Origin of the sequence: Rathayibacter sp. AY1B5, assembly GCF_002932795.1 — a bacterium.
GTDB lineage: Bacteria > Actinomycetota > Actinomycetes > Actinomycetales > Microbacteriaceae > Rathayibacter.
Genome location: NZ_PSWM01000012.1, coordinates 67,817 through 87,360, shown reverse-complemented (window position 1 = coordinate 87,360; position 19,544 = coordinate 67,817). Strand labels below are relative to the sequence as shown.

The window sequence follows — 19,544 nt, the reverse complement described above, 5'->3', positions numbered from 1 at the left end:
TCGGCCTGCGGCACGATGGTCGGATGGATCTGGTCGGGAGTCGGGACCTCGTCGGGCTGGTGCTCGCGGCGGGCGCGGGGCGCCGGGCGGGCGGCCCGAAGGCGCTGCGGCGCGACGCGGGGGGAGTGCCCTGGGTGGAGCGGGCCGTCGAGAGGCTCCGCGCGGTCGGCTGCGGGCGGGTGCTCGTCGTCCTGGGCGCGGAGGCCGGACGGGCGCGCCTCCTGGTGCCGCCGTCCGCTGACGTGGTCGTCGCGGCGGAGTGGGAGACCGGCCTGTCGGCGTCCCTCCGCGCGGGTCTCGCCGCCGCCGAGGGCGTCGCCGCGCTGGTCGCCCTGGTCGACCTGCCCGAGGAGCCGCCGAGCGTGGGGGCGCGGCTGCTCGTGGAGGCGCCGGTCGCGCCGGACGTGCTCGCCCGCGCGGTCTTCCGCGGTCGGCCCGGTCATCCGGTGCTGCTGGGACGAGACCACTGGCCGGAGCTCCTCGAGGGCGTGCACGGCGACTCCGGCGCGCGCGACCTGCTGCGCGCGAGGGGCGCGCTCGGAGTCGAGTGCGGCGACCTGTGGTCGGGAGCCGACCGCGACGGGCGGCCGCACTGAGCCGCTCACACCAGGCCCGCATCGTCGAGAGCGGCGGTCAGCGCCCGCCAGGCCAGGGTCGCGCAGACCGAGCGGACGGGGTTGGCCGCCACCGCGAGCAACGCCTGCTCCTCGCCGGCGAGAGCGCCCTCCCGGTGCGCCATCGCCGCGAGGAACGCGTCGATCCGCTCCCGCACCGCCGACGCCGGCAGCCCGTCGAGACCGTCCACGAGCAGCGACGCAGATCCCCGAGAGACCTCGCACCCCCGTCCGCTCCAGGCGAGGCGCACCTGCTCCGCGCCGCCGTCGACGCGCAGCTCGATCCGGTCGCCGCAGGTGGGGGTGATCAGCTCGGCCCGGCCGAGGGACGGAGTCGGGTCGGCCTGCCCGACGGGATCCTTGGCGTGCGCGCGGATCAGCTCCGCGGCCTCGCTCACGGCCGGTCCTCCAGCTCCGCGAGCTCCGCGTAGGCCGTGCTGATCCCGGCGATCCGCTCGCGCGACTCCCTCGGGGACGCGCCGAGCACTCCGGAGGCCACGAGCGCGACCGCGCTCATCGCCGCCGCGTAGCTGTCCAGCGCCGTGCCGCTGTCGACCGGGCACTCCAGCCAGACCGCCGCGTGCTCCGCGTAGCGCCGAGCGGGCGGATCCGCGAGGAGCACCACGGGCACCTCGCGCGCGGCGAGCGTCCCGATCAGGGCGGCGAAGGAGGCGGGGCGGCGGCGGAAGCCGACCAGCACCACGACGTCGTCGGCTCCGAGGCCCTCGAGCTCCTCGCCGAGCGACTGGCCGGGCTGCGGGGCGATCCGGACGCGTCCGCGCGCCTGCGCGAGCTGCTGGCGCAGGTGCAGCGCCACCGGGTAGCTGTTGCGCAGTCCGATCACGACGACCTCGCGCGCTCCCGCGATCAGCCGCACCGCGTCCTCCAGCCGCCCGCCGCCGAACGCGGAGGCCAGCCGGGCCAGGTTCGCCCGCTCGCCCTCGAGGTGCGCGGCGAGCGGATCCCCCTGACCCTGCGCGGGACCGACCGGGACACCGGAGGACCGGAGCGCCCGGGCGTGCTCGCGCACCTCCTGCGAGTTCGAGAACCCCAGGCGGCGGAACAGCCGCGAGACCGTGGCCTTGGACACTCCGCTGTGCTGGGCGAGCTCGGTCGCCGTGTAGACGGCCAGGTCGCCGAGGTGGTCGAGGATGAAGTCGGCCGCCCGCTGCTCCTGCCGCGTGAGCGCGGCGTAGCCGGCATCGATGCGGTGGCCGATGCTCGTCGAGGGGGCGGGGGCGGGAGTCACGCGGTCGGCGTCCCGTCGGCGAGCGCCAGGACGGCCGCCTCGAACGCGTCGAGCGCCGTCGCGACGTCGGCCTCCGTCACGTTCTCGTCCGGGTGGTGGCTGACGCCGCCCTCGCAGCGGAGGAAGAGCATCGCGTACTCGGCGAGGTCGGCGACCGCCATCGCGTCGTGGCCTGCCTTGGAGAACAGCACCATCGGCTCCGCGTCCCCGGTCGCGCGGATGCCCGCGCGCACGACGTCCTGGAGCCGCGAGGAGGCGACGACCGCGGGGGCCGAGTGCGTCTCCTCCACCGTCAGCGCGAGACGGCGGCGCGACGCCGACTCCGACATCGCGTGCTCGACGGCGTCCCACGCCGCGTCGCGCTGGGCGTCGGTCTCGGCGCGGAGGTCGAGGCTGAACTCGACCCGGCCCGGGATGACGTTGACCGCGCCCGGGAAGGTCTCGAGCCGGCCGACGGTGGCGATCACGCCCTGCTCCCGTGCGATCCGCTCCACCGCGAGCACGGCCTCGGCCGCTCCGGTGAGCGCGTCGCGGCGGCGGTCGAGCGGGACTCCGCCCGCGTGCCCGGCCTTGCCGGTGAGGGTGAGCGCGAAGCGGCGGGCGCCCGCGATCGAGGAGACCACGGCGAGGGCGCGGTCCGCCTCCTCCAGGTAGGGGCCCTGCTCGATGTGCGCTTCGAGGTAGGCGAGCACGTCCTGCGCGTCGCGCGCGGCGGTGCGGATGCGCGAGGGGTCCAGCCCGAACTCGTGGAACGCCTCGACGAGCGTCGTCCCGTCGGCGTCCGCGAGCTCCCACCAGTGCTCGTCCCAGGTGCCGGCGAGGGCGCGGGAGCCGAGGAGCGCCGTGCCGAAGCGGGTGCCCTCCTCGTCGCCGAACGCGACGACCTCGACGGCGAACGGCAGGCGCCGGCCCGCCCCGTGCAGACGCGAGACCACGGCGATCGCGAGCATCACGCCGAGGATCCCGTCGTAGCGGCCCGCGTCGGGGACGGTGTCGAGGTGCGAGCCGAGCAGGAGCGCCGGGAGTCCCGGAGTGGCGCCCTCGTAGCGGCCGCACTGGTTGCCGGCCGCGTCCTGCCAGGTGCGCATGCCGGCCTCGGTCATCCAGCGCGCGGCCATCGCGTTCACCCGGGCGTGCTCGGGCGAGAGGTAGACCCGCTCGATGCCGTCGCGGCTGGAGGAGACCGCGGCGAGCTCGTCGCAGCGGGCCATGATTGCGGCGGCATCGAGGGCGGTCGCGACGGGGGCCGCGGTCGTGGCGGCGGGGTCCGTGGTGGTGGGGTCCGTGGTGGTGCCGGTCATGCCCGTGCCGCCCCGTAGACCTCGTAGGCTCCTGCGACTCCGCCGCCCACCGGCACGGAGGCACCCGCGCGGCGCAGCACCGCCTCCAGCGTCGCCAGGGTGGTCAGCACCGCGTCCGTCCGGGCGTTGTAGCCCATCGTGCCGATGCGCCAGACCTTCCCGTGCAGCGGGCCGAAGGACGTTCCGATCTCGATGCCGAAGTCGGAGAGCATCTCCCCGCGCACCGCGTCCCCGTTCACGCCCTGCGGGATGTGCACCGCGACGACGTTCGTCATCTTGTGCCCGACGTCGCCGAACACCTCGAGGCCGAGGCCGCGGACGCCGGCGAGCATCGCCGAGCCGTGAAGCGCGTGGCGGGCGACCGTCTCGTCCAGGCCCTCCTCGACGACGATGCGGGCGCACTCGCGCGCGCCGTAGAGCATCGTGGTCGCCTCGGTGTGGTGGTTGAGGCGCCGCGGCCCCCAGTAGTCGAAGACCATGCCGAGGTCGAAGTAGTTGGAGCGGACGCGGCGGGCGCTGACGGCGTCGCCCTCGTCGCGGATCCCGGCCTCGATGCTCTTGCGCGACTCGATCACCGCGACGGCCTTCTCCGAGAAGGTGACCGGCGCCGATCCGGACGGGCCGCCCAGGCACTTCTGGAGCCCCGCGGTGACCGCGTCGAGCCCGAGCTCGTCGGTCGCGAAGGCGTTGCCCGCGAGGGAGGCGGTGACGTCGGTGTAGAAGAGGGCGCCGTGCTTCTCGCAGAGGGCGCCGAGCTCCTCCAGCGGCTGCGCCATGGTGGTCGACGTGTCGCCGTGGACCACGGCCAGCATCTTCGGCTTCACCCGGGCCAGGGCCTCCGCGATCGCCGAGACGGGGAAGACCTGCCCCCACTCGGCCTCGATCACGTGCACCTCCGCGCCGCAGCGCTCCGCGATCTCGCGGAGGAGGTGCCCGAACCGCCCGAAGACCGGCACGAGCACGCGGTCGCCCGGCTCCAGCATCGAGACCAGGGCCGCCTCGATGCCGGCACGGCTCGTGCCGTCGACGAGCATCGTCTTCTCGTTGCGGGTGCGGAACACCTGCCGGTACAGCTCCTGCGTCTCGGTCATCGTCGCCGTCATGAACGGGTCGTACTGCCCGACGAGCTGCGCCGACATCGCGCGCAGGACGCGCGGATCGGCGTTGATCGGGCCCGGGCCCATGAGCAGGCGCGGCGGCGGATCGACGGGGAGGAACGGTGCGGGCGCGGTCATGGGGCCACCTCTTCGCGTACGGGAGAGAAACAGCTGTTTCACTCGGAGAGCCTATGGGACGGACGTTTCGCCGGTGTTTCACGGGGTGCGGCGGGTCGCGCCGGGGAGGTCCGCGGGACACTGGTCGGCATGAGGACAGCGCCGCACGGAACGGTCGCCGGCCGGTGACCGAGGACCAGATCGTCGCTCTCGTCTGGGCGCCGATCGCGATCGTCTTCGGAGCGGTGTTCATCGGCCGGCGCGAGTGGATCTCCGCGCGGGCCCGTGACCAGATGCGCCGGCGGGGGCAGAGGGTCGGGCCGAGGACGCAGTCGCCCGTCGTGATGGCCGCGGGAGGCGCCCTCCTCGTCGTCGTCGGCGTCGTCGTGATCCTGCTCACGCTGACGTCGGTCCTCCGCGGACCCTCCTGAGCCGTGTCGGGGTCTCGGGACCCCTCCGGCGGCGCAGCGCTCCTCCACAGGGGGGCGCCGCGTGGTCACCCGTCCATCCGATCCGCCTGCGTCCTCACGGCCACCGCTCAGGCCGAGCTTCAGCGATGCGCCTCCCCCGTTCTGACCGCGGGGCATGCTGCGTGCCTGCGGGCGGGATGCCCCTCACCCGCCCTCAGAGCGCGCCCTCAGAGCGTGCCGGCCAGCTCCAGCAGCGCGAGATCCGACCCCCGCGGTCCCACCAGGCAGAGACCCGCCGGTGCGCCGTCCACGCTCAGGCGCGGCACCGACAGCGCCGGATACCCGCCGATCCCGGCGACGCAGGTCAGGCCGAGCGTCGCCGTCCGCGCCGCGTCGATCGCCTCGGCCGACGCGTCGAGGGCCGGCGCGACCGACGACGCCGACGGCAGGAGCAGCACCCGCCCGTCGAGCGCGCCGTCGAGCGCCTGCCGGAACCCCGCGACCCGCGCCCGCGCGGCCGCCTCCGTCTGCTCGTCGACGAGCGACGCCGCGTCGAAGCGCGCCTGCACGTCCGCCGCCAGCACTCCCGGATGCGCCGCGACCCACGAGCCGCTCGACCGCCACGCCTCGGCGGCCTGCACCAGCCGGAACGCCTCGAGCATCTCCGCCACGGGGGGCAGCACCACCTCGTCGGCACTCAGCCCCTCGACGGCCGCTCGGAACGCCGCCCGGACGGCCGCATCCACTCCGCCCAGCAGTGCAGGCGCCACCGCGAGACCCCGGACCGGCGGGCCGGACGGCAGGCAGACCTCGGCCACCCGCCGCAGCGTGCCGAGGTCCCGCGTCAGCCACCCGACGGTGTCGAAGCTCGGCGCCAGCGGCAGCAGCCCCTCGACAGGCACCGCGCCGTGGGTCGTCCTCAGCCCCCACAGCCCCTGGTACGAGGCGGGCACCCGGATCGAGCCCGCCGTGTCGGTCGCGAGCCCGACCGCCGCCTGCCCGAGGGACACCGCGGTCGCCGGTCCACTCGACGAACCGCCCGGGATCGCCCCCGCTACCGCTGGATTCGGCGGCGTCCCGTAGCCGGAGTTCCGGCCCGCGATGCTGTACGCGAACTCGTCGGTCTGCGCGATCCCGCGCACCGACGCTCCCGCCGCGAGCAGCTGGGCGACGGCCGGAGCGGTCGCCGCCTCGATCGGCGCAGAGGCGAGCAGGGCCGGCACGCCGGCGCCGATCCGCTGGCCCTCGATCGCGAAGAGGTCCTTCACCGCCACGTCCAGTCCGTCGAGCGGCCCGGACCCGGCAGCCGGCACCAGCGGCGCGCCCACGGCCCGCCAGACGCGGGGGTCCAGCGGCGGAGTGGGCGCCTGCACCTGCGCGGCGCGCACCCGCCAGATCCCGTCCTCCGTTCGCGACCACAGCTGCGTCACGAGCCCGCGCCCCCCGCGCGCCGGGGCGTTCACGCTCACCACGAGCGCCGTGTCCCGATCGACCGCCCGCACGTGCAGCTCGATCACCTGTCGCACCGGCGCCCCGCCGCGACGGCCCCGGAAGCCGGTGATCGCCGCGTGACCGACGAGCAGTCCGGAGGCGTCGCCCCGGAGCGTCGTCGGCGCGTCGACGAACGCGTCGGCGAGCGCCCTGACGTCGTCCGCCCCGAGCGCCGCCTCGTACGCGAGGACCGCGTCCACCAGCCCGTCCGGCAGGTCGCCCTCGAGCGTCGTCACCCGCGGGTCAGTCATCGAAGTCGGCCGTCCGGACGCGGGCGTGCACGCCCTTCACCAGGTCGACCACCTGCGAGATGTCGAAGTCGGTCGCCGCGCTGAGGTAGGCGTAGGCGTGAGCCGGGTCCATCCCGTATCGGGCGGCCAGCAGCGCGATGGCGGCGCGGACGCACTTCTGGACGGCGACGTCCAGGTCCTCGTCCATCCCGGTGGGCACGAGGAACTCGCCGGTCTCCGCCATCGGCCCGAGCAGCTCCCCGAACGCCGCGAGCGCCTCGGCGCGCGGGACGACGTCCAGGCGCACCCGGACGCGCAGGCTCGCCTCCATCGCCGTCAGCGCCACCTCGCCGTCGCCCTGCGCGAAGTGGGGGTCGCCGACGTAGGCGAGGGCGCCCGGGACCTGCACGGGAAGGTAGAGGCTGGTTCCCGCCGTCAGCAGTGCGATGTCGATGTTGCCCCCGTGCGCACCGGGCGGCACCGAGTGCGGGCGCTCCTCCCCTGCGACGGCGACGCCCATGATGCCGAGGAACGGCCGGAGCGGGAACCGGGCGGCTCGCGTCCCTCCGGGCACCAGCGGGATCACGCCGCGGAGACCGCCCTGCGCGTCCTCGTCGACGCGTGCGAAGACGCTGAACGGCCCCTCCTGCAGCGGGTACTCGCCCGGCAGCGCCCCGCGGCCGTGCCGGTTCGAGACGACTCCGTACGGCACGCGCGGCTCGGCCTCGAGGAGGGTCATCCGGAGAAGGTCCCCCGGCAGCGCCCCCCGGACCGCGATCGGTCCCGTGACCACGTGCGGCCCGTCCGTCCCGCCGTCGCGGAAGGGCCCGTCGGCGGCGAGCGCGACCGCGTCGCGCAGCACCCCCTCCGGAGCGACCCCGTGGCGGCCGAAGAAGGCGACCGGATCGCGCCCCTGGTCCTCCAGCACTCCCTCGTGGCTGAGCGTGTCGATGACGACCTCGGCCCCCGAGTCGACCGTGAGCACGGGCGCGTCCGCCGCGCACGGCAGGCGCCCCCACAGCACCGACCCCGGCTCGGCCGGCAGGTAGTCGACCCCCGACGGCACTCCCTCGCCGGGCTGCACCGCCCACTCCGTCCACCGCATGCGCGTCCGCCTCCCGCGCGGCCCGTCCGCGCCGTCCGACCCTAACCGCGCCGTGTTTCGAGCATGTGCACGCGTGTGCCACGATTCTCCAGACCCGCCCCCGACGACAGGACTCCCGTGCTCCGACGCCTGCGCACCCGCACCGAGGGCGCCACCCTCGGCCTGATGCTCGCCCTCACCTTCTCGACCGGCATCATCGACGCCGTCGGGTACCTCGGGCTCGACCGTGTCTTCGCCGGCAACATGACCGGCAACGTGGTCATCCTCGGCATGGCCCTCTCCGGGGCGGCCGACCTGCCCGTGGTCGGGCCTTTGATCGCGCTGGGCGCCTTCATGATCGGCGCCGTGATCGGCGGCCGAGTGCTGCGGCCGGTGAAGAAGGGCTGGACCTCGCGCTCGACGTGGCTCTTCGCGGTGGTCGGGATCCTGCTCGGCGCCCTGGCGATCGTGCTCGCGGTCGTGCCCGAGCACCCCGAGCCGCTCGCCTTCACCGTCACCGGCGTGCTGGGCGGGGCGATGGGCCTCCAGGCCGCGACGGCCCGCCATCTCGCCGTCAAGGACGTCACGACGGTCGTCGTCACCTCGACGATCACCGGCCTGGCCGCGGATTCGCGCCTGGCGGGAGGGTCCGGTCAGCCCTGGTTCCGCCGCGCCGCCGCGATCGTCCTGATCGCCGCGGGTGCCGGTGTCGGCGCGCTCGCCCTGCTGGTCGGGCTCTGGCTCGGCCTGGCGATCGCCGCCGTCATCACGCTCGTCGCGACGCTGCTCGGCGAGCTCGTCGTCCACTCCCGGTACGCTCCCGCGCCCGCCGACGCCGCGGCCTGACGCGACGCCTCCCGGTGCTTCAGCGCGGCAGCTGCTGGCAGTGCGGGCAGAGGTGCGAGGAGCGGTTCATGAACGGCACCCGCACGATCGCCTCGCCGCACCGGGCGCACGGCTTCCCCGTCCGCCCGTAGGCGTGCAGGCTGTGCGAGAAGTAGCCGGAGGCGCCGTTCACGTTCACGTACTGCGCGTCGAAGCTGGTGCCGCCCTCGGCCAGCGCCCGCTCCAGCACGGAGCGGACCTCGGCGAAGAGGCGGCGGATGCGCGCCTCGCCGAGCGACGAGCTCGGCCGCTCCGGGTGCAGCTCCGCCGCCCACAGCGACTCGTCCGCGTAGATGTTCCCGATGCCGCTCACGAGCGTCTGGTCGAGCAGCGCCCGCTTGATCCCGCTGCTCCTCCTCGCCAGCGCCGCGACGACCGAGCCCAGGTCGAAGGAGGGGTCGAGCGGATCGCGGGCGATGTGCGCGACCTGCGAGGGCACGGCGCGCAGCCAGCCGCCTCCGCGGGCCTCCTCGCCCGCGTAGCCGCCCGGCGCTCCGTCCGGCGTCGGCACCAGCGCGTCGACCGCCATCGAGCCGAAGATCCGCTGGTCGACGAAGTGCAGGGCCAGCTCGCCGTGCTCGGGGTGCTCGATCCCGATCCGGATGCGCGCCAGCCGCGGCAGCGCCGCATCCGCCGCGCGCAGCAGCACCTGCCCACTCATGCCGAGGTGCACCAGCAGCGCCTCGTCGCGGCCGGCCGGCAGCCAGAGGAACTTCCCGCGCCGCACCGCCGCTTCCAGCCTGCGCCCGACGAGCAGGCGCTCGAAGGTCCCGTGCGGATGCAGGTGCCGCTTGAGCGAGCGCTCGTCGACGATCTCGACGCCGGTCACCAGGGAGCCGGTGACCGCCGGGGCGAGGCCCGCGCGCACCACCTCGACCTCGGGCAGCTCGGGCACGATCAGTCCGAGGCCGCAGGAGCGGCGGGTGCGCCGGGAGCCGCCAGACGGGTCCACGCGTCCAGCGCAGCGGCCATCTCGGCCGCCTTCTTGCTGGTGCCCTCGCCGCGGGCGGTGACGAGTCCGCCGACGATCACGGTGGCGACGAAGACCTTGTTGTGGTCGGGGCCGGTGGCGGCGATCTCGTAGCGCGGGGCCGGCGCACCGCGCTCGGCGGCCGCCTCCTGCAGGCTCGTCTTCGGGTCCATCGAGACGCCGAAGCGGAGCGGATCGGCCCGGAGGGGGGCGATCAGGCGCAGCACCAGGTCACGGGCCGCGTCGGGCCCGGTGCCGAGGTAGACGGCGCCGATGATGGCCTCGACGGTGTCGGCGAGGATCGACGCCTTGTCCCGACCGCCGGTCAGCTCCTCGCCGCGTCCGAGGCGGAGGAACTCGCCCAGGCCGATGCCGCGGGCGATCTCGGCCAGCGCGACGGTCGAGACGAGGCTCGCCCGGCGCTTGGCCAGGTCGCCCTCGCTGAGGGCGGGGTACTCGGTGTAGAGCATGACGGTCACGGCCTGCCCCAGGATCGAGTCGCCGAGGAACTCGAGGCGCTCGTTGTGCGGGATGCCGCCGTGCTCGAAAGCGAACGACCGGTGCGTCAGGGCGAGCTCGAAGAGCTCACCGTCGAGGCTCACGCCGAGCGTGGCCTCCAGACGCGACCGGTCGTCGCTGGAGGGTCGTGCGGAGGTCTGGTTCACCATGGACCGCGGTCCGTTCGTCGAGAGGCGGTTCGCCCCGCGCCGTGCGGACCAGGAGCGGGATCAGACGTCGGCGACCTTGCGGCCCTTGTACTCGAGGAACAGCGCGGTGCCCGCGGAGTCCTCGACGACCTTGGCGCGGTGGGGAAGGCTGTAGACGACCTTGCCGTTCTCGATGGTCTTGACGAGGGTGGGGACCTCGGCCTTCCACTGCGAACGACGGGCGTGGGTGTTCGCGCGGGACTTCTTCCTCTTGGGAACAGCCATGATTCTCTCTTCTCTACCTCTAGTCGGATTCGGTGCGGGCGGTCGCGCCCTCACCGCTGTCTGCGGAAGCTCTGTCGGTGGAAGCTCCGGGCGCTGCGGCCCCGCCGTCCCCTTCGCCCAACCCTGCGAGCGCGGCCCACCGGGAGTCGCGCGGCGCCTCGGGTTCAGGCGTGGAGGAATCGGCCAGCCGCTCCCCCGTGACGGGGTCGAGGCCCGGACAGTCCGGCCGGCAGACCGGCTGGAACGGCAGCGACAGAACCACCGCATCCCTGACCAGAGGTTCAAGATCCACGTGGTCGTCGTGAACCTCATAGTCGAAAGCTTCGTCAGAAGAGTACGCGAAAAGTTCCTGGAACTCGACATCGACAGGCAGGGAGATGTCGGTCAGGCACCGGCTGCACTCGCCGTCGGCCCTCGCCGACACCTCGACACTGGCCAGGATCCCCTCGTGCACGGACTCGAGCCGGACGTCGAGATCGACGGCCGATCCCTTGCGGACCGCGACGATCCCCTCGCCGAACTGCTCCGGCGCCTCGAGCTCGAGGCGGTGCTCGCGCATCTCGCCCGGTCGCCTCACGAGGTCGCGCACGTTCACGGTGAACGGCGTCTTCTTGAAAGTAGTCACGAGCGTCCAGCCTACTCCCCCCGGCCCGCCCCGGGGCGGGAGGGCCGGGAGAGGCAGGATCGCGGATCCGCCGGCTCAGGCTCCGCCGGCCTCCAGCGTCACATCGATGGGGGCGTAGTCCGCTCCGCTCGTGTCCACGCCCTCATCGGCGAGCTCGGAGAGCGCCTTCTCGACGTACTCGTTCGAGTAGGCCGTGGCGGGCGGGTCCGCACTGATGATCGTGGCGCCCGTCTCGTTCTCCGTCTCCTTCGCGATGTCGACGGTCTGCTGCCAGGCGGCCTCGTCGATCATCCCGACGCCGTCCGTTGAGGGCCAGATCAGCTTGTTGACCTCGTTGGTCATCCAGAGCTGGTGGCTGGTGCCGAGCGTCGAGCCGGCCGCGGTGACGATGTCGGCCGCCCCCTGCGGGTCGTCCTTCGCGTAGATCCAGCCCTTGATGGAGGCTTTGATGAACGCGACGGTCTGCTCCGCGTACGCGTCGTCGTCTGCGAGCCTGCCCGCATCGGCCCAGATCGCGTCCTGGAGCATCGCGGTCCCGACGTCGTTCCAGCTGATGACGTTCAGGTCGTCCGGCTGGTACAGCTCGCCCGTGGCGGGGTTGACGGTCTCGAGCACCTGGGCGTACTCGTTGTAGGTCATCGCCTGGGCCGCGTCAATGTCGCCCGCGAGGAACCCGTTCATGTCGAACTGCTGCTGCACCAGCGAGATGTCGTCGAGCGAGACGCCGTCCTTCTGCATGCCGGCGAACAGCTCCCACTCGTTGCCGTACCCCCAGCTGCCCACGCTCTTCCCGGCGAGGTCGGCGGGCGAGGTGATCCCCTTGTCCTTGAAGGAGATCTGCGTGGTGGCGCTGCGCTCGAAGATCTGCGCGACGTCCGTGATCTCGGCGCCCTGCTCGATCGAGCCGAGGACCTTGGGGACCCAGGAGATCGCGTAGTCGGCGTCGCCCGAGGCGAGCACGTCCTGGGGGACGATGTCGCCGCCGCCCTCGGCGATCGTCACATCGAGGCCCTCGTCCTCGTAGTAGCCCTGGTCGACGGCGGCGTAGTACCCGGCGAACTGCGCCTGGGCCACCCACTGCAGCTGCAGGGTGACCGGCGTGAGCCCGTCGGAGCCGGAGTCGGATCCCGAGCCGGAGCCGCCGGAGGCGCTGCAGCCGGTGAGCGCGAGGCCCACGGCCGCGAAGGCGGCGGTCGTCGTCAGGGTGATGCGGGTGCGTCTGGTCACGGGTCCTCCTGGTGCGGTCTGCGGGGGACGCCGGTGCGGCGCGCCCCGTGGTGCGGCGGTGCAGGTGGTGCTGTGGTGCAGGCGGTGCAGGTGGTGCTGTGGTGCAGGTGGCGCTGATCGTGCGGCGGTGCGAGTGGTGAGTCGGGTGGAGTCGGGGAAGCTCAGCGGATCCGGCTGCGCCGCAGCGCGAAGGCCTCGAGTGCGGCCGTCACGCAGTAGAAGGCGAGGCCGACGAGCACGGCGCCCAGGACGTAGGCGTAGGCGAGCGCGTAGTCGCTGCCCGAGGCCGCCGTGGTGATCGACTTGCCGAGCCCGCCGACGGGTCCGCCGAAGTACTCGGCGACCAGCGCCGAGATCACCGCCAGCGAGGAGGCGATGCGGAGCCCAGTGAAGACGTAGGGCACCGCGCCCGGCAGCGTGATCGTGCGGGCGGTCTGCCACGGCGTCGCCGCGTAGGCCTTCAGCAGGTCGCGATGCACCGGAGCGGCCTGCCGCAGCCCGCGCAGCGTCGTCACGTAGACCGGCACGAACACGGCGAGCGCCGCGACGAGCTGCCGCGCGGTCTCGGCGTTCGCTCCGAACATCGTGTAGAGCACCGGAGCGAGGGCCACGATCGGCACGACGGCGGCGGCTGCCACGATCGGCGCGACCAGTCCGTCGAAGACCCTCGCGAGCGCCGAGAGCCCGGCGACCACGATCGCCAGCACCGCGCCGACCAGCAGGCCGACCAGCGCGTTGCGGCCGGTCACCGCGCTGCCCTCGGCGACGGAGCCGAGGTTGGCGGCGAACTCCCGTCCGATCGCGAGCGGCGACGGGAGCACGAACGGCTGGATCGCCAGAGCGGTGACCCCGGCCTGCCACAGCAGGACCGCGGCGATCCCGAGCACGAGCGGAGCGAGCACGCTGCGCGCGAGCGCCGTCGTGCTCACCGGTTCTCCACCCCGCGCGGCACGGCCGCGAGGTCGCCGTGCAGCAGCTCGCGCACGGCGCTCACGTCGCGGAAGAACGCCGTGTCCTCCCGGACCGCCGCGTCGCGCTCGGACGCTCCGGGGAGTCCGACCGGGAGGACGTCGCGGATCCTGCCGGGTCGCGGCGACATCACCACGACGCGGTCCGAGAGGAACACCGCCTCCGGGATCGAGTGGGTGACGAAGACGACGGCCGCGCCGGTCTCGCGCCGGATCCGCAGCAGCTCCGTCTGCATCCGCTCGCGGGTCATCTCGTCGAGCGCGCCGAACGGCTCGTCCATCAGCAGCAGCCGCGGGCTCTCGGCGAGCGCGCGGGCGATGGCGACGCGCTGCTGCATCCCGCCGGAGAGCTGGTCCGGGTAGGAGTCGGCGAAGTCGCCGAGCCCGACCAGCGCCAGCAGCTCGTCGACGCGCGAGCGCCGGACAGCGGCGGCGACGCCGTGGAGCTCGAGCGGCAGGGCGATGTTCGCCCGGATCGTCCGCCAGGGCAGGAGGCCCGCCTGCTGGAAGGCGATCCCGTAGTCCTGGTCGAGCCTCGCCTGCCGCGCCGTCTTGCCGAACACGGCGATCGAGCCGGAGTCCGGCTCGTCGAGGTCGGCGATCAGCCGCAGCAGCGTCGACTTCCCGCAGCCGGACGGGCCGATCAGCGAGACGAACTCCCCCGCGGCGACCTCGAGCGACACGTCCTGGAGCGCGGTCACGCTCGCAGCCCTGGCGGTGGTGAAGGTCCTCGTGACGGTGTCGACGACGACCGCGGATCCTGCAGTGCTCATGCGGGCTGCTCCCCTCGGCGGAACGGACGGAGGAGGGTGCCGAGCAGGGCGACGGCTCCGGCGGCCGCGAGGCCCACCAGCACCGCTCCGAGGATCGGCGCCCACGGCTTGGCGGGGTCGCCTCCAGCGGCGGAGGCGAACTCGATGATCATGCGGCCGATGCCGCCGCGCAGACCGATCGACACCTCGGCGACGATCGTGCCGACGACGGCGCTGACCGCTCCGAGCCGGAGGGCCGGCAGCAGGTAGGGCACGCTCGCCGGGAGCCTCAGGCGCACCAGCGTCTTCCACCAGCCCACGCCGTAGACGTGCATCAGCTCCACCTGGTGGGCGGTCGGCGAACCGAGACCGCGGAGCGCGCCGATCGAGACGGGGAAGAACGCGAGGTAGGAGGCGATCAGGGCCACCGACATCCAGTTCTCCCAGGTCACCGGTCCGAGCTCGAGCTGCGACCCCCAGCGCCGGACCAGCGGGGCGATCGCGATCAGCGGCACCGTCTGGCTCAGCACGATCCAGGGAAGCACCGCCGACTCCGCCGTGCGGAACCGCTGCATCAGGAGGGCGAGGAGCAGTCCGACGACGGTGCCGACGACCCAGCCGACCGCGGCGATCCCCAGAGAGAAGGCGCTCGCCGCCAGGACGGCCGACCAGAGCGCCGGAGCGTTGCGCGCTCCGGTGACCGGCTCGCCGAGCCGGGCCGCGATCTCCCAGAGGTGGGGCATCGCGATCGCGCTCGTGCGCGGGAGCACCGTGACGCCTCCGACGACCACCCCCGCCTCGGGCCCGAGCACTTTCCAGCCCTCCCACACCAGCGCGAGCAGGAGCAGCCCGCCGGCGCCGAGCACGAGCCCGCGCGCGAGGGCCGGTCTCATGCGCGGGCCACGATGTGCTCGCGCAGCTCGGGGATGACCCGCTCGCCGTACACGCGCAGCGTCTCCTCCTTGTTGTCGTGCTGGAGGTAGCCCGCGAACTGCGTCACGCCGATGTCGGCGAGCGCCCGGAGCTTCTCGATGTGCTCGTCCGCCGTGCCCAGCACGCAGAAGCGCTCCACGATCTCGTCCGGCACGAAGGCGGTGTGGCTGTTGCCCGCACGGCCGTGCTCGTTGTAGTCGTAGCCCTCGCGGCCGGCGATGTAGTCCGTCAGCGCCTGCGGCACCGCTCCCGAGGCGCCGTAGCGGCCCACGATGTCGGCCACGTGGTTGCCGACCATCCCGCCGAACCAGCGGCACTGGTCGCGCATGTGCTCCCGGTCGGTGCCGATGTACATCGGCGCCGCGACGCAGAACTGCAGCGACTCCGGATCCCGGCCGGCGTTCGCCGCCGCCTCCTTGACGGCCCCGATCATCCAGCGCGCGATGTCCACGTCGGCCAGCTGCAGGATGAAGCCGTCGCCGACCTCGCCCGCGAGCTTCAGGGCGAGCGGGCCGTAGGCGGCGACCCACATCTCCAGGGACGAGCCCCGGCTCCACGGGAACTGCAGCGTCTGGCCGTTGTACTCGACCGGCCGGCTGTTGGCGAGCTCGCGGATGACGTGGATCGACTCCCGCAGCGTCTTGAGCGTCGTCGGAGCTCCTCCGGTCACCCTCACCGCCGAGTCGCCGCGTCCGATCCCGCACACCGTGCGGTTCCCGTACATCTCGTTGAGCGTCGCGTGCAGCGAGGCGATGACCGTCCAGTCGCGCGTCGCGGGGTTGGTGACCATCGGGCCGACCGTGATCCGGTGCGTCCTCTCGAGGATCTGCGAGTAGATCACGTAGGGCTCCTGCCAGAGCAGGTGCGAGTCGAAGGTCCACGCGTAGTCGAAGCCGTACGTCTCCGCGAGGACGGCGAGCGCGACGGTGCGCGAGGCGGGCGGGTTGGTCTGGAGGACGACTCCGAAGTCCATGGGGTTCCTTCTGCTCGATCAGGTGCTGGCTCGGATCGGGTGCCGGCTCAGATCAGGTACTGGCTCAGACCGCGCGGGATGTACGCCCCGTCGCCCTTCGTGCCGACGTAGGAGCCGTCGTCGACGACGACCCTGCCGCGGGAGATCACCGTGTCGACGTGGCCGTCGATCTCGAAGCCCTCCCAGGCCGAGTAGTCCATGTTCATGTGGTGGCTGCGGCCCTCGCCGATCCCGATCGAGGTGTGCCCGCTCGGGTCGTACACGACGACGTCGCCGTCGGCCCCGGGCTGGATGACGCCCTTCCTCCCGTACATCCCGAACATCCGCGCCGGAGTGGTCGAGGTGAGCTCGACCCAGCGCGGCAGGGAGATCTGCCCCGACACCACGCCCTGGTACATCAGGTCGATCCGGTGCTCCACCGAGCCGATGCCGTTGGGGATCTTCGAGAAGTCGCCGATCCCCATGTCCTTCTGGCCCTTCATACAGAAGGGGCAGTGGTCGGTCGAGACCATCTGGATGTCGTTGGTGCGCAGCGACTGCCACATGTGGTGCTGATGCCCCTCCGCCTTCGAGCGCAGCGGCGTGGAGCACACCCACTTCGCACCCTCGAAGCCCGGAGCGCCGAGCTGCTCCTCGAGCGAGAGGTAGAGGTACTGCGGGCAGGTCTCCCCGAAGACGTTCATGCCGCGGTCGCGGGCCTGGGCGATCTGCTCCACCGCCTGCTTCGCGGAGACGTGCACCACGTACAGCGGCGCGCCGGTGAGGTCGGCGATCATGATCGCCCGGTGCGTCGCCTCCTCCTCCGCCTGCCAGGGGCGAGAGGTGCCGTGGAAGTACGGCGCGGTGTTCCCGGCGGCGAGGGTCTGCTTCACCAGCTCGTCGATGAGGGCGCCGTTCTCGGCGTGCATCATCATCATCGCGCCGTTCTCCGCGCCCTTCTGGAACGCCCGCAGGATCTGCCCGTCGTCCGAGAGGAACACGCCCTTGTAGGCCATGAACAGCTTGAAGCTGGTCACCCCCTCGCGCATCAGCTCGTCCATCGCGACGAGCGAGGAGTCCTGCACGTCCGAGAGGATCTGGTGGAAGCCGTAGTCGATCGCGCAGTTGCCCGCCGCCTTCTCCTGCCACGCCTGGAACCGGTCGACGACGCTCTCGCCCGGGTACTGCACCACGAAGTCCACGATCGACGTCGTGCCTCCCCAGGCCGCCGCCCGCGTCCCGGTCTCGAAGGTGTCGGAGGCGGAGGTGCCGCCGAAGGGCATCTCCATGTGCGTGTGCGCGTCGATCCCGCCCGGGATGACGTACTTGCCGCTCGCGTCGATCACGCGGTCCACGTGGGCCGCCAGGTCGAAGCCCAGCAGCGTGGAGCCGGGGGCGAGGACCGCGGCGATGGTCTCGCCGTCGATCAGGACGTCTGCTGCTCCGGTGCCGGTCGCGTTGACGACCGTCCCGCCGGTGATGAGGGTCTTCATCGGTCTTCCCCGTCTCGAACTGCGGTCACGGCTTCGGGATGCTGGTGTAGGACTCCGGCCGGCGGTCCCGGTAGAACTGCCAGTCGTCGCGCATCTCCTGCACCATGTCCATCTCGAGGTCGCGGATCAGGATCTCCTCGGCCTCGCCCGAGCCCCGCTCGCCGACGAACTCCCCCCGCGGATCGATGATCTGGCTGGTGCCGTAGAAGTCGACCGCGAGCTCGCCGTACTCGTTGTCCTCCCGGCCGACCCGGTTGGGCTGCAGCACGAAGTAGCCGTTCGCCACCGCGGCCGCCGGGCCCTCGACCTCCCAGAGGCGGTTCGACAGTCCGGGCTTGGTCGCGTTGGGGTTGAAGACGAGGTGGGCGCCGTTCAGGCCCAGCTCCCGCCAGCCCTCCGGGAAGTGGCGGTCGTAGCAGATGTGGACGCCGACCTTGCCGACCGCGGTGTCGAAGACCGGGAAGCCGAGGTTCCCCGGCCGGAAGTAGAACTTCTCCCAGAAGCGGTCCAGGTGCGGGATGTGGTGCTTGCGGTACTTGCCGAGGATCGTCCCGTCGGCGTCGACCACGACCGCGGTGTTGTAGTAGACGCCGGTCTGCTCCTCCTCGTAGATCGGGAGGATCATCACCACGCCCAGCTCCTTCGCGAGGGCCGCGAACCGCTGCACGATCGGCCCGTCGGCGGGCTCGGCGTAGCGGTAGTACTTCTTGTCCTGCGTGATGCCGAAGTACGGGCCGTAGAACAGCTCCTGGAAGCAGACGATCTGCGCGCCGTCGGCCGCGGCGTCCCGGGCCATCTGCTCGTGCTTGTCGAGCATCGACTCCTTGTCGCCGGTCCAGGTCGTCTGGGTGATCGCTGCGCGGACGATGGTCATCGGTACCTCCATGCTCGGGCGTCCCTGTCCGGCTCCGGTCGTGCTCCGCCGGGCGGTGAGGAGCCGGGGACGTGGACCCACTGTGGTCCCCGCCGGGCCCGAAGGCAATGACGGCCCGTCCGGCTCCGCGGACAGGGCTTCATCGTCGGGGTTCGACGTTTCCCCGGTGTTTCCGGCGCGGATCCGCAGCATTAAGGCTCGCCGGGGGAGGAATCCGTCGGTGCCGCTAGCGTGGGCGGATGCGCATCACGATCCTGGCCGGAGGCGTCGGCGGCGCCCGCTTCACCTCGGCGGTCCGCGAGCACCTCCGCGACCTCGAGGCCGCCGGGGGCGAGGCGAGCGAGATCACCGTCGTCGTCAACACCGGAGACGACATGTGGCTCACCGGCCTCAAGGTCTGCCCCGACCTCGACTCGATCACCTACGCGCTCGGCGGAGTGAACGACACCGAGCGCGGCTGGGGCCGGGCCGGCGAGAGCGAGCGGGTCTCGGCCGAGCTCACCGCCTTCGGCGTCGGCTGGCCGTGGTTCACCCTGGGCGACCTCGACCTCGGCACCCACATCGCCCGCAGCTCGATGCTGCGCGACGGCCTCACCCTCTCGGAGGCGACCGCCCGGATCACCGCCCGCTGGCCGCTGGGGGTCCGCCTGCTGCCGATGTCGGACCAGGACGTCGAGACCCACGTCGAGGTCGAGCTTCCCGGGGAGGGCGTGCGGCTCCTCCACTTCGAGGAGTGGTGGGTGCGGCTGCGCGCGTCCGCGCCCGCCCGCCGCTTCGTCCAGCAGGGGGTGGAGAGCGCCCGTCCCGCCCCGGGCGTGCTGGAGGCGATCGCCGACACCGACGCGGTGCTCGTCGCCCCCTCCAATCCCGTCGTCTCGATCGGCACCATCCTCGGCGTCCCCGGGATCGCGGACGCCCTCCGCCAGACCTCCGCACCCGTCGTGGGCGTCTCCCCCGTCATCGGCGGCGCGGTCGTGCGCGGCATGGCCGACGCCTGCCTCGCCGCGATCGGCGTCGAGACCTCCGCCGAGGCCGTCGGCCGGCACTACGGAGCTCGGAGCGAGGGCGGCCTCCTCGACGCCTGGCTCGTCGGCGAGGAGGACGCGGACGCGGTCCCGGCGCTCGAGTCGGCGGGGCTCCGCGCCCGCTCCGTGCCGCTCTGGCTGACCGGCCGGGAGGCCTCCGCGCGGCTCGCCGCCGACGCTCTCGCCGCCGCGAGGGGCTGAGCGGAGCCTCCTCCGCAGGACCGCCTATCGCGGATCGCAGCGCGGATCCGGTCACGCCTCCCACGGGGCGCCCCGTTCCCTTGTACGGTCGGATGCGGACGAACTCCCCGATTC

21 protein-coding genes are annotated in these 19,544 nt (G+C 73.0%); 4 read left to right on the top strand and 17 right to left on the bottom strand.

Translation table 11 applies throughout. The features are described 5' to 3' along the window. Positions 1-23 precede the first annotated feature (23 nt). The gene (locus C5D44_RS09600) at positions 24-596 is read left to right on the top strand and encodes an NTP transferase domain-containing protein (RefSeq protein ID WP_104281505.1); all 573 of its coding nucleotides are present in this window, start codon (positions 24-26) and stop codon (positions 594-596) included. A gap of 5 nt (positions 597-601) precedes the next feature. Here the strand turns inward: C5D44_RS09600 and C5D44_RS09595 are convergent, their stop codons facing one another. Genes C5D44_RS09595 through C5D44_RS09580 form a run of 4 tightly spaced genes read right to left on the bottom strand, consistent with a single transcriptional unit; the run spans position 602 to position 4,399 of the window. Beyond that, positions 602-1,012, bottom strand: coding sequence for an iron-sulfur cluster assembly scaffold protein (locus tag C5D44_RS09595; protein WP_104281504.1), 411 nt, complete (start codon positions 1,010-1,012; stop codon positions 602-604). Then, on the bottom strand, positions 1,009-1,863 hold the full coding sequence (locus C5D44_RS09590) for a MurR/RpiR family transcriptional regulator (protein ID WP_219815338.1): 855 nt from the start codon (positions 1,861-1,863) through the stop codon (positions 1,009-1,011). Before C5D44_RS09590 ends, C5D44_RS09595 begins: the two co-directional genes overlap by 4 nt. Next, complete coding sequence (locus C5D44_RS09585) at positions 1,860-3,164, bottom strand: allantoate amidohydrolase (protein WP_104281503.1); 1,305 nt, start codon at positions 3,162-3,164, stop codon at positions 1,860-1,862. The genes C5D44_RS09590 and C5D44_RS09585 overlap by 4 nt, the downstream gene beginning before the upstream one ends. Further along, positions 3,161-4,399, bottom strand: coding sequence for an alanine--glyoxylate aminotransferase family protein (locus C5D44_RS09580; RefSeq protein ID WP_258065107.1), 1,239 nt, complete (start codon positions 4,397-4,399; stop codon positions 3,161-3,163). The genes C5D44_RS09585 and C5D44_RS09580 overlap by 4 nt, the downstream gene beginning before the upstream one ends. A gap of 164 nt (positions 4,400-4,563) precedes the next feature. Here C5D44_RS09580 and C5D44_RS09575 point away from each other — a divergent pair, with 164 nt between their 5' ends. After that, a complete protein-coding gene (locus tag C5D44_RS09575; protein ID WP_104276772.1) occupies positions 4,564-4,809 on the top strand; it encodes a hypothetical protein in 246 nt (81 codons plus the stop codon). 206 nt (positions 4,810-5,015) lie between these two features. Here the strand turns inward: C5D44_RS09575 and C5D44_RS09570 are convergent, their stop codons facing one another. Both C5D44_RS09570 and C5D44_RS09565 read right to left on the bottom strand, forming a co-directional pair. Further along, positions 5,016-6,530: an AtzH-like domain-containing protein gene (locus tag C5D44_RS09570; protein WP_104281502.1), complete on the bottom strand. Its 1,515-nt coding sequence runs from the start codon at positions 6,528-6,530 to the stop codon at positions 5,016-5,018. Continuing rightward, a complete protein-coding gene (locus tag C5D44_RS09565) occupies positions 6,523-7,614 on the bottom strand; it encodes an acetamidase/formamidase family protein (protein ID WP_104281501.1) in 1,092 nt (363 codons plus the stop codon). Before C5D44_RS09565 ends, C5D44_RS09570 begins: the two co-directional genes overlap by 8 nt. Positions 7,615-7,731: 117 nt before the next feature. Between C5D44_RS09565 and C5D44_RS09560 the strand changes: the two genes are divergently transcribed. Beyond that, positions 7,732-8,439 (top strand): YoaK family protein, encoded by a 708-nt coding sequence (locus C5D44_RS09560; protein WP_308470818.1) that lies wholly within the window; start codon positions 7,732-7,734, stop codon positions 8,437-8,439. Between the two features lie 19 nt (positions 8,440-8,458). Here the strand turns inward: C5D44_RS09560 and mutM are convergent, their stop codons facing one another. The 11 genes from mutM to C5D44_RS09505 all read right to left on the bottom strand — a co-directional run bounded on the left by mutM (position 8,459) and on the right by C5D44_RS09505 (position 18,204). Continuing rightward, positions 8,459-9,373 carry a bifunctional DNA-formamidopyrimidine glycosylase/DNA-(apurinic or apyrimidinic site) lyase gene (mutM, locus tag C5D44_RS09555; protein ID WP_104281516.1) on the bottom strand — a complete coding sequence of 305 codons (915 nt, stop codon included), beginning with the start codon at positions 9,371-9,373 and terminating at the stop codon, positions 8,459-8,461. Between the two features lie 2 nt (positions 9,374-9,375). Next, a complete protein-coding gene (rnc, locus tag C5D44_RS09550; RefSeq protein ID WP_104281499.1) occupies positions 9,376-10,116 on the bottom strand; it encodes a ribonuclease III in 741 nt (246 codons plus the stop codon). A gap of 60 nt (positions 10,117-10,176) precedes the next feature. Beyond that, positions 10,177-10,380, bottom strand: a complete 204-nt coding sequence (rpmF, locus tag C5D44_RS09545) for a 50S ribosomal protein L32 (RefSeq protein WP_104223482.1) — start codon at positions 10,378-10,380, stop codon at positions 10,177-10,179. 19 nt (positions 10,381-10,399) lie between these two features. Further along, entirely contained in the window at positions 10,400-10,939 is a 540-nt protein-coding gene (locus C5D44_RS09540; RefSeq protein ID WP_104276832.1) for a DUF177 domain-containing protein, read from the bottom strand. A gap of 141 nt (positions 10,940-11,080) precedes the next feature. After that, positions 11,081-12,232 carry an ABC transporter substrate-binding protein gene (locus tag C5D44_RS09535; protein ID WP_258065105.1) on the bottom strand — a complete coding sequence of 384 codons (1,152 nt, stop codon included), beginning with the start codon at positions 12,230-12,232 and terminating at the stop codon, positions 11,081-11,083. Between the two features lie 161 nt (positions 12,233-12,393). Beyond that, positions 12,394-13,161, bottom strand: coding sequence for an ABC transporter permease (locus tag C5D44_RS09530; protein WP_104276777.1), 768 nt, complete (start codon positions 13,159-13,161; stop codon positions 12,394-12,396). Next, positions 13,158-13,973 (bottom strand): ABC transporter ATP-binding protein, encoded by an 816-nt coding sequence (locus C5D44_RS09525; protein ID WP_104276778.1) that lies wholly within the window; start codon positions 13,971-13,973, stop codon positions 13,158-13,160. The genes C5D44_RS09530 and C5D44_RS09525 overlap by 4 nt, the downstream gene beginning before the upstream one ends. Continuing rightward, entirely contained in the window at positions 13,970-14,845 is an 876-nt protein-coding gene (locus C5D44_RS09520; protein ID WP_104281498.1) for an ABC transporter permease, read from the bottom strand. The genes C5D44_RS09525 and C5D44_RS09520 overlap by 4 nt, the downstream gene beginning before the upstream one ends. Continuing rightward, positions 14,842-15,858: a TIGR03842 family LLM class F420-dependent oxidoreductase gene (locus C5D44_RS09515; RefSeq protein ID WP_104281497.1), complete on the bottom strand. Its 1,017-nt coding sequence runs from the start codon at positions 15,856-15,858 to the stop codon at positions 14,842-14,844. The genes C5D44_RS09520 and C5D44_RS09515 overlap by 4 nt, the downstream gene beginning before the upstream one ends. A 47-nt stretch (positions 15,859-15,905) precedes the next feature. Beyond that, positions 15,906-17,330, bottom strand: coding sequence for a dihydropyrimidinase (gene hydA, locus C5D44_RS09510; RefSeq protein WP_104226664.1), 1,425 nt, complete (start codon positions 17,328-17,330; stop codon positions 15,906-15,908). Positions 17,331-17,355: 25 nt separating this feature from the next. Then, positions 17,356-18,204, bottom strand: coding sequence for a nitrilase-related carbon-nitrogen hydrolase (locus tag C5D44_RS09505; RefSeq protein WP_104276781.1), 849 nt, complete (start codon positions 18,202-18,204; stop codon positions 17,356-17,358). A gap of 239 nt (positions 18,205-18,443) precedes the next feature. Here C5D44_RS09505 and cofD point away from each other — a divergent pair, with 239 nt between their 5' ends. Beyond that, complete coding sequence (cofD, locus tag C5D44_RS09500; RefSeq protein ID WP_104276782.1) at positions 18,444-19,430, top strand: 2-phospho-L-lactate transferase; 987 nt, start codon at positions 18,444-18,446, stop codon at positions 19,428-19,430. Positions 19,431-19,544: the final 114 nt, after the last annotated feature.

Coding starts and splice junctions, on each gene's coding strand:
- C5D44_RS09600 (WP_104281505.1), top strand. CDS start 24: ATGGATCTGGTCGGGAGTCGGGACCTCGTCGGGCTGGTGCTCGCGGCG.
- C5D44_RS09585 (WP_104281503.1), bottom strand. CDS start 3,164: ATGACCGGCACCACCACGGACCCCACCACCACGGACCCCGCCGCCACG.
- C5D44_RS09580 (WP_258065107.1), bottom strand. CDS start 4,399: ATGACCGCGCCCGCACCGTTCCTCCCCGTCGATCCGCCGCCGCGCCTG.
- C5D44_RS09570 (WP_104281502.1), bottom strand. CDS start 6,530: ATGACTGACCCGCGGGTGACGACGCTCGAGGGCGACCTGCCGGACGGG.
- C5D44_RS09565 (WP_104281501.1), bottom strand. CDS start 7,614: ATGCGGTGGACGGAGTGGGCGGTGCAGCCCGGCGAGGGAGTGCCGTCG.
- rnc (WP_104281499.1), bottom strand. CDS start 10,116: ATGGTGAACCAGACCTCCGCACGACCCTCCAGCGACGACCGGTCGCGT.
- rpmF (WP_104223482.1), bottom strand. CDS start 10,380: ATGGCTGTTCCCAAGAGGAAGAAGTCCCGCGCGAACACCCACGCCCGT.
- C5D44_RS09540 (WP_104276832.1), bottom strand. CDS start 10,939: ATGCGCGAGCACCGCCTCGAGCTCGAGGCGCCGGAGCAGTTCGGCGAG.
- C5D44_RS09525 (WP_104276778.1), bottom strand. CDS start 13,973: ATGAGCACTGCAGGATCCGCGGTCGTCGTCGACACCGTCACGAGGACC.
- C5D44_RS09520 (WP_104281498.1), bottom strand. CDS start 14,845: ATGAGACCGGCCCTCGCGCGCGGGCTCGTGCTCGGCGCCGGCGGGCTG.
- C5D44_RS09515 (WP_104281497.1), bottom strand. CDS start 15,858: ATGGACTTCGGAGTCGTCCTCCAGACCAACCCGCCCGCCTCGCGCACC.
- hydA (WP_104226664.1), bottom strand. CDS start 17,330: ATGAAGACCCTCATCACCGGCGGGACGGTCGTCAACGCGACCGGCACC.
- C5D44_RS09505 (WP_104276781.1), bottom strand. CDS start 18,204: ATGACCATCGTCCGCGCAGCGATCACCCAGACGACCTGGACCGGCGAC.
- cofD (WP_104276782.1), top strand. CDS start 18,444: ATGCGCATCACGATCCTGGCCGGAGGCGTCGGCGGCGCCCGCTTCACC.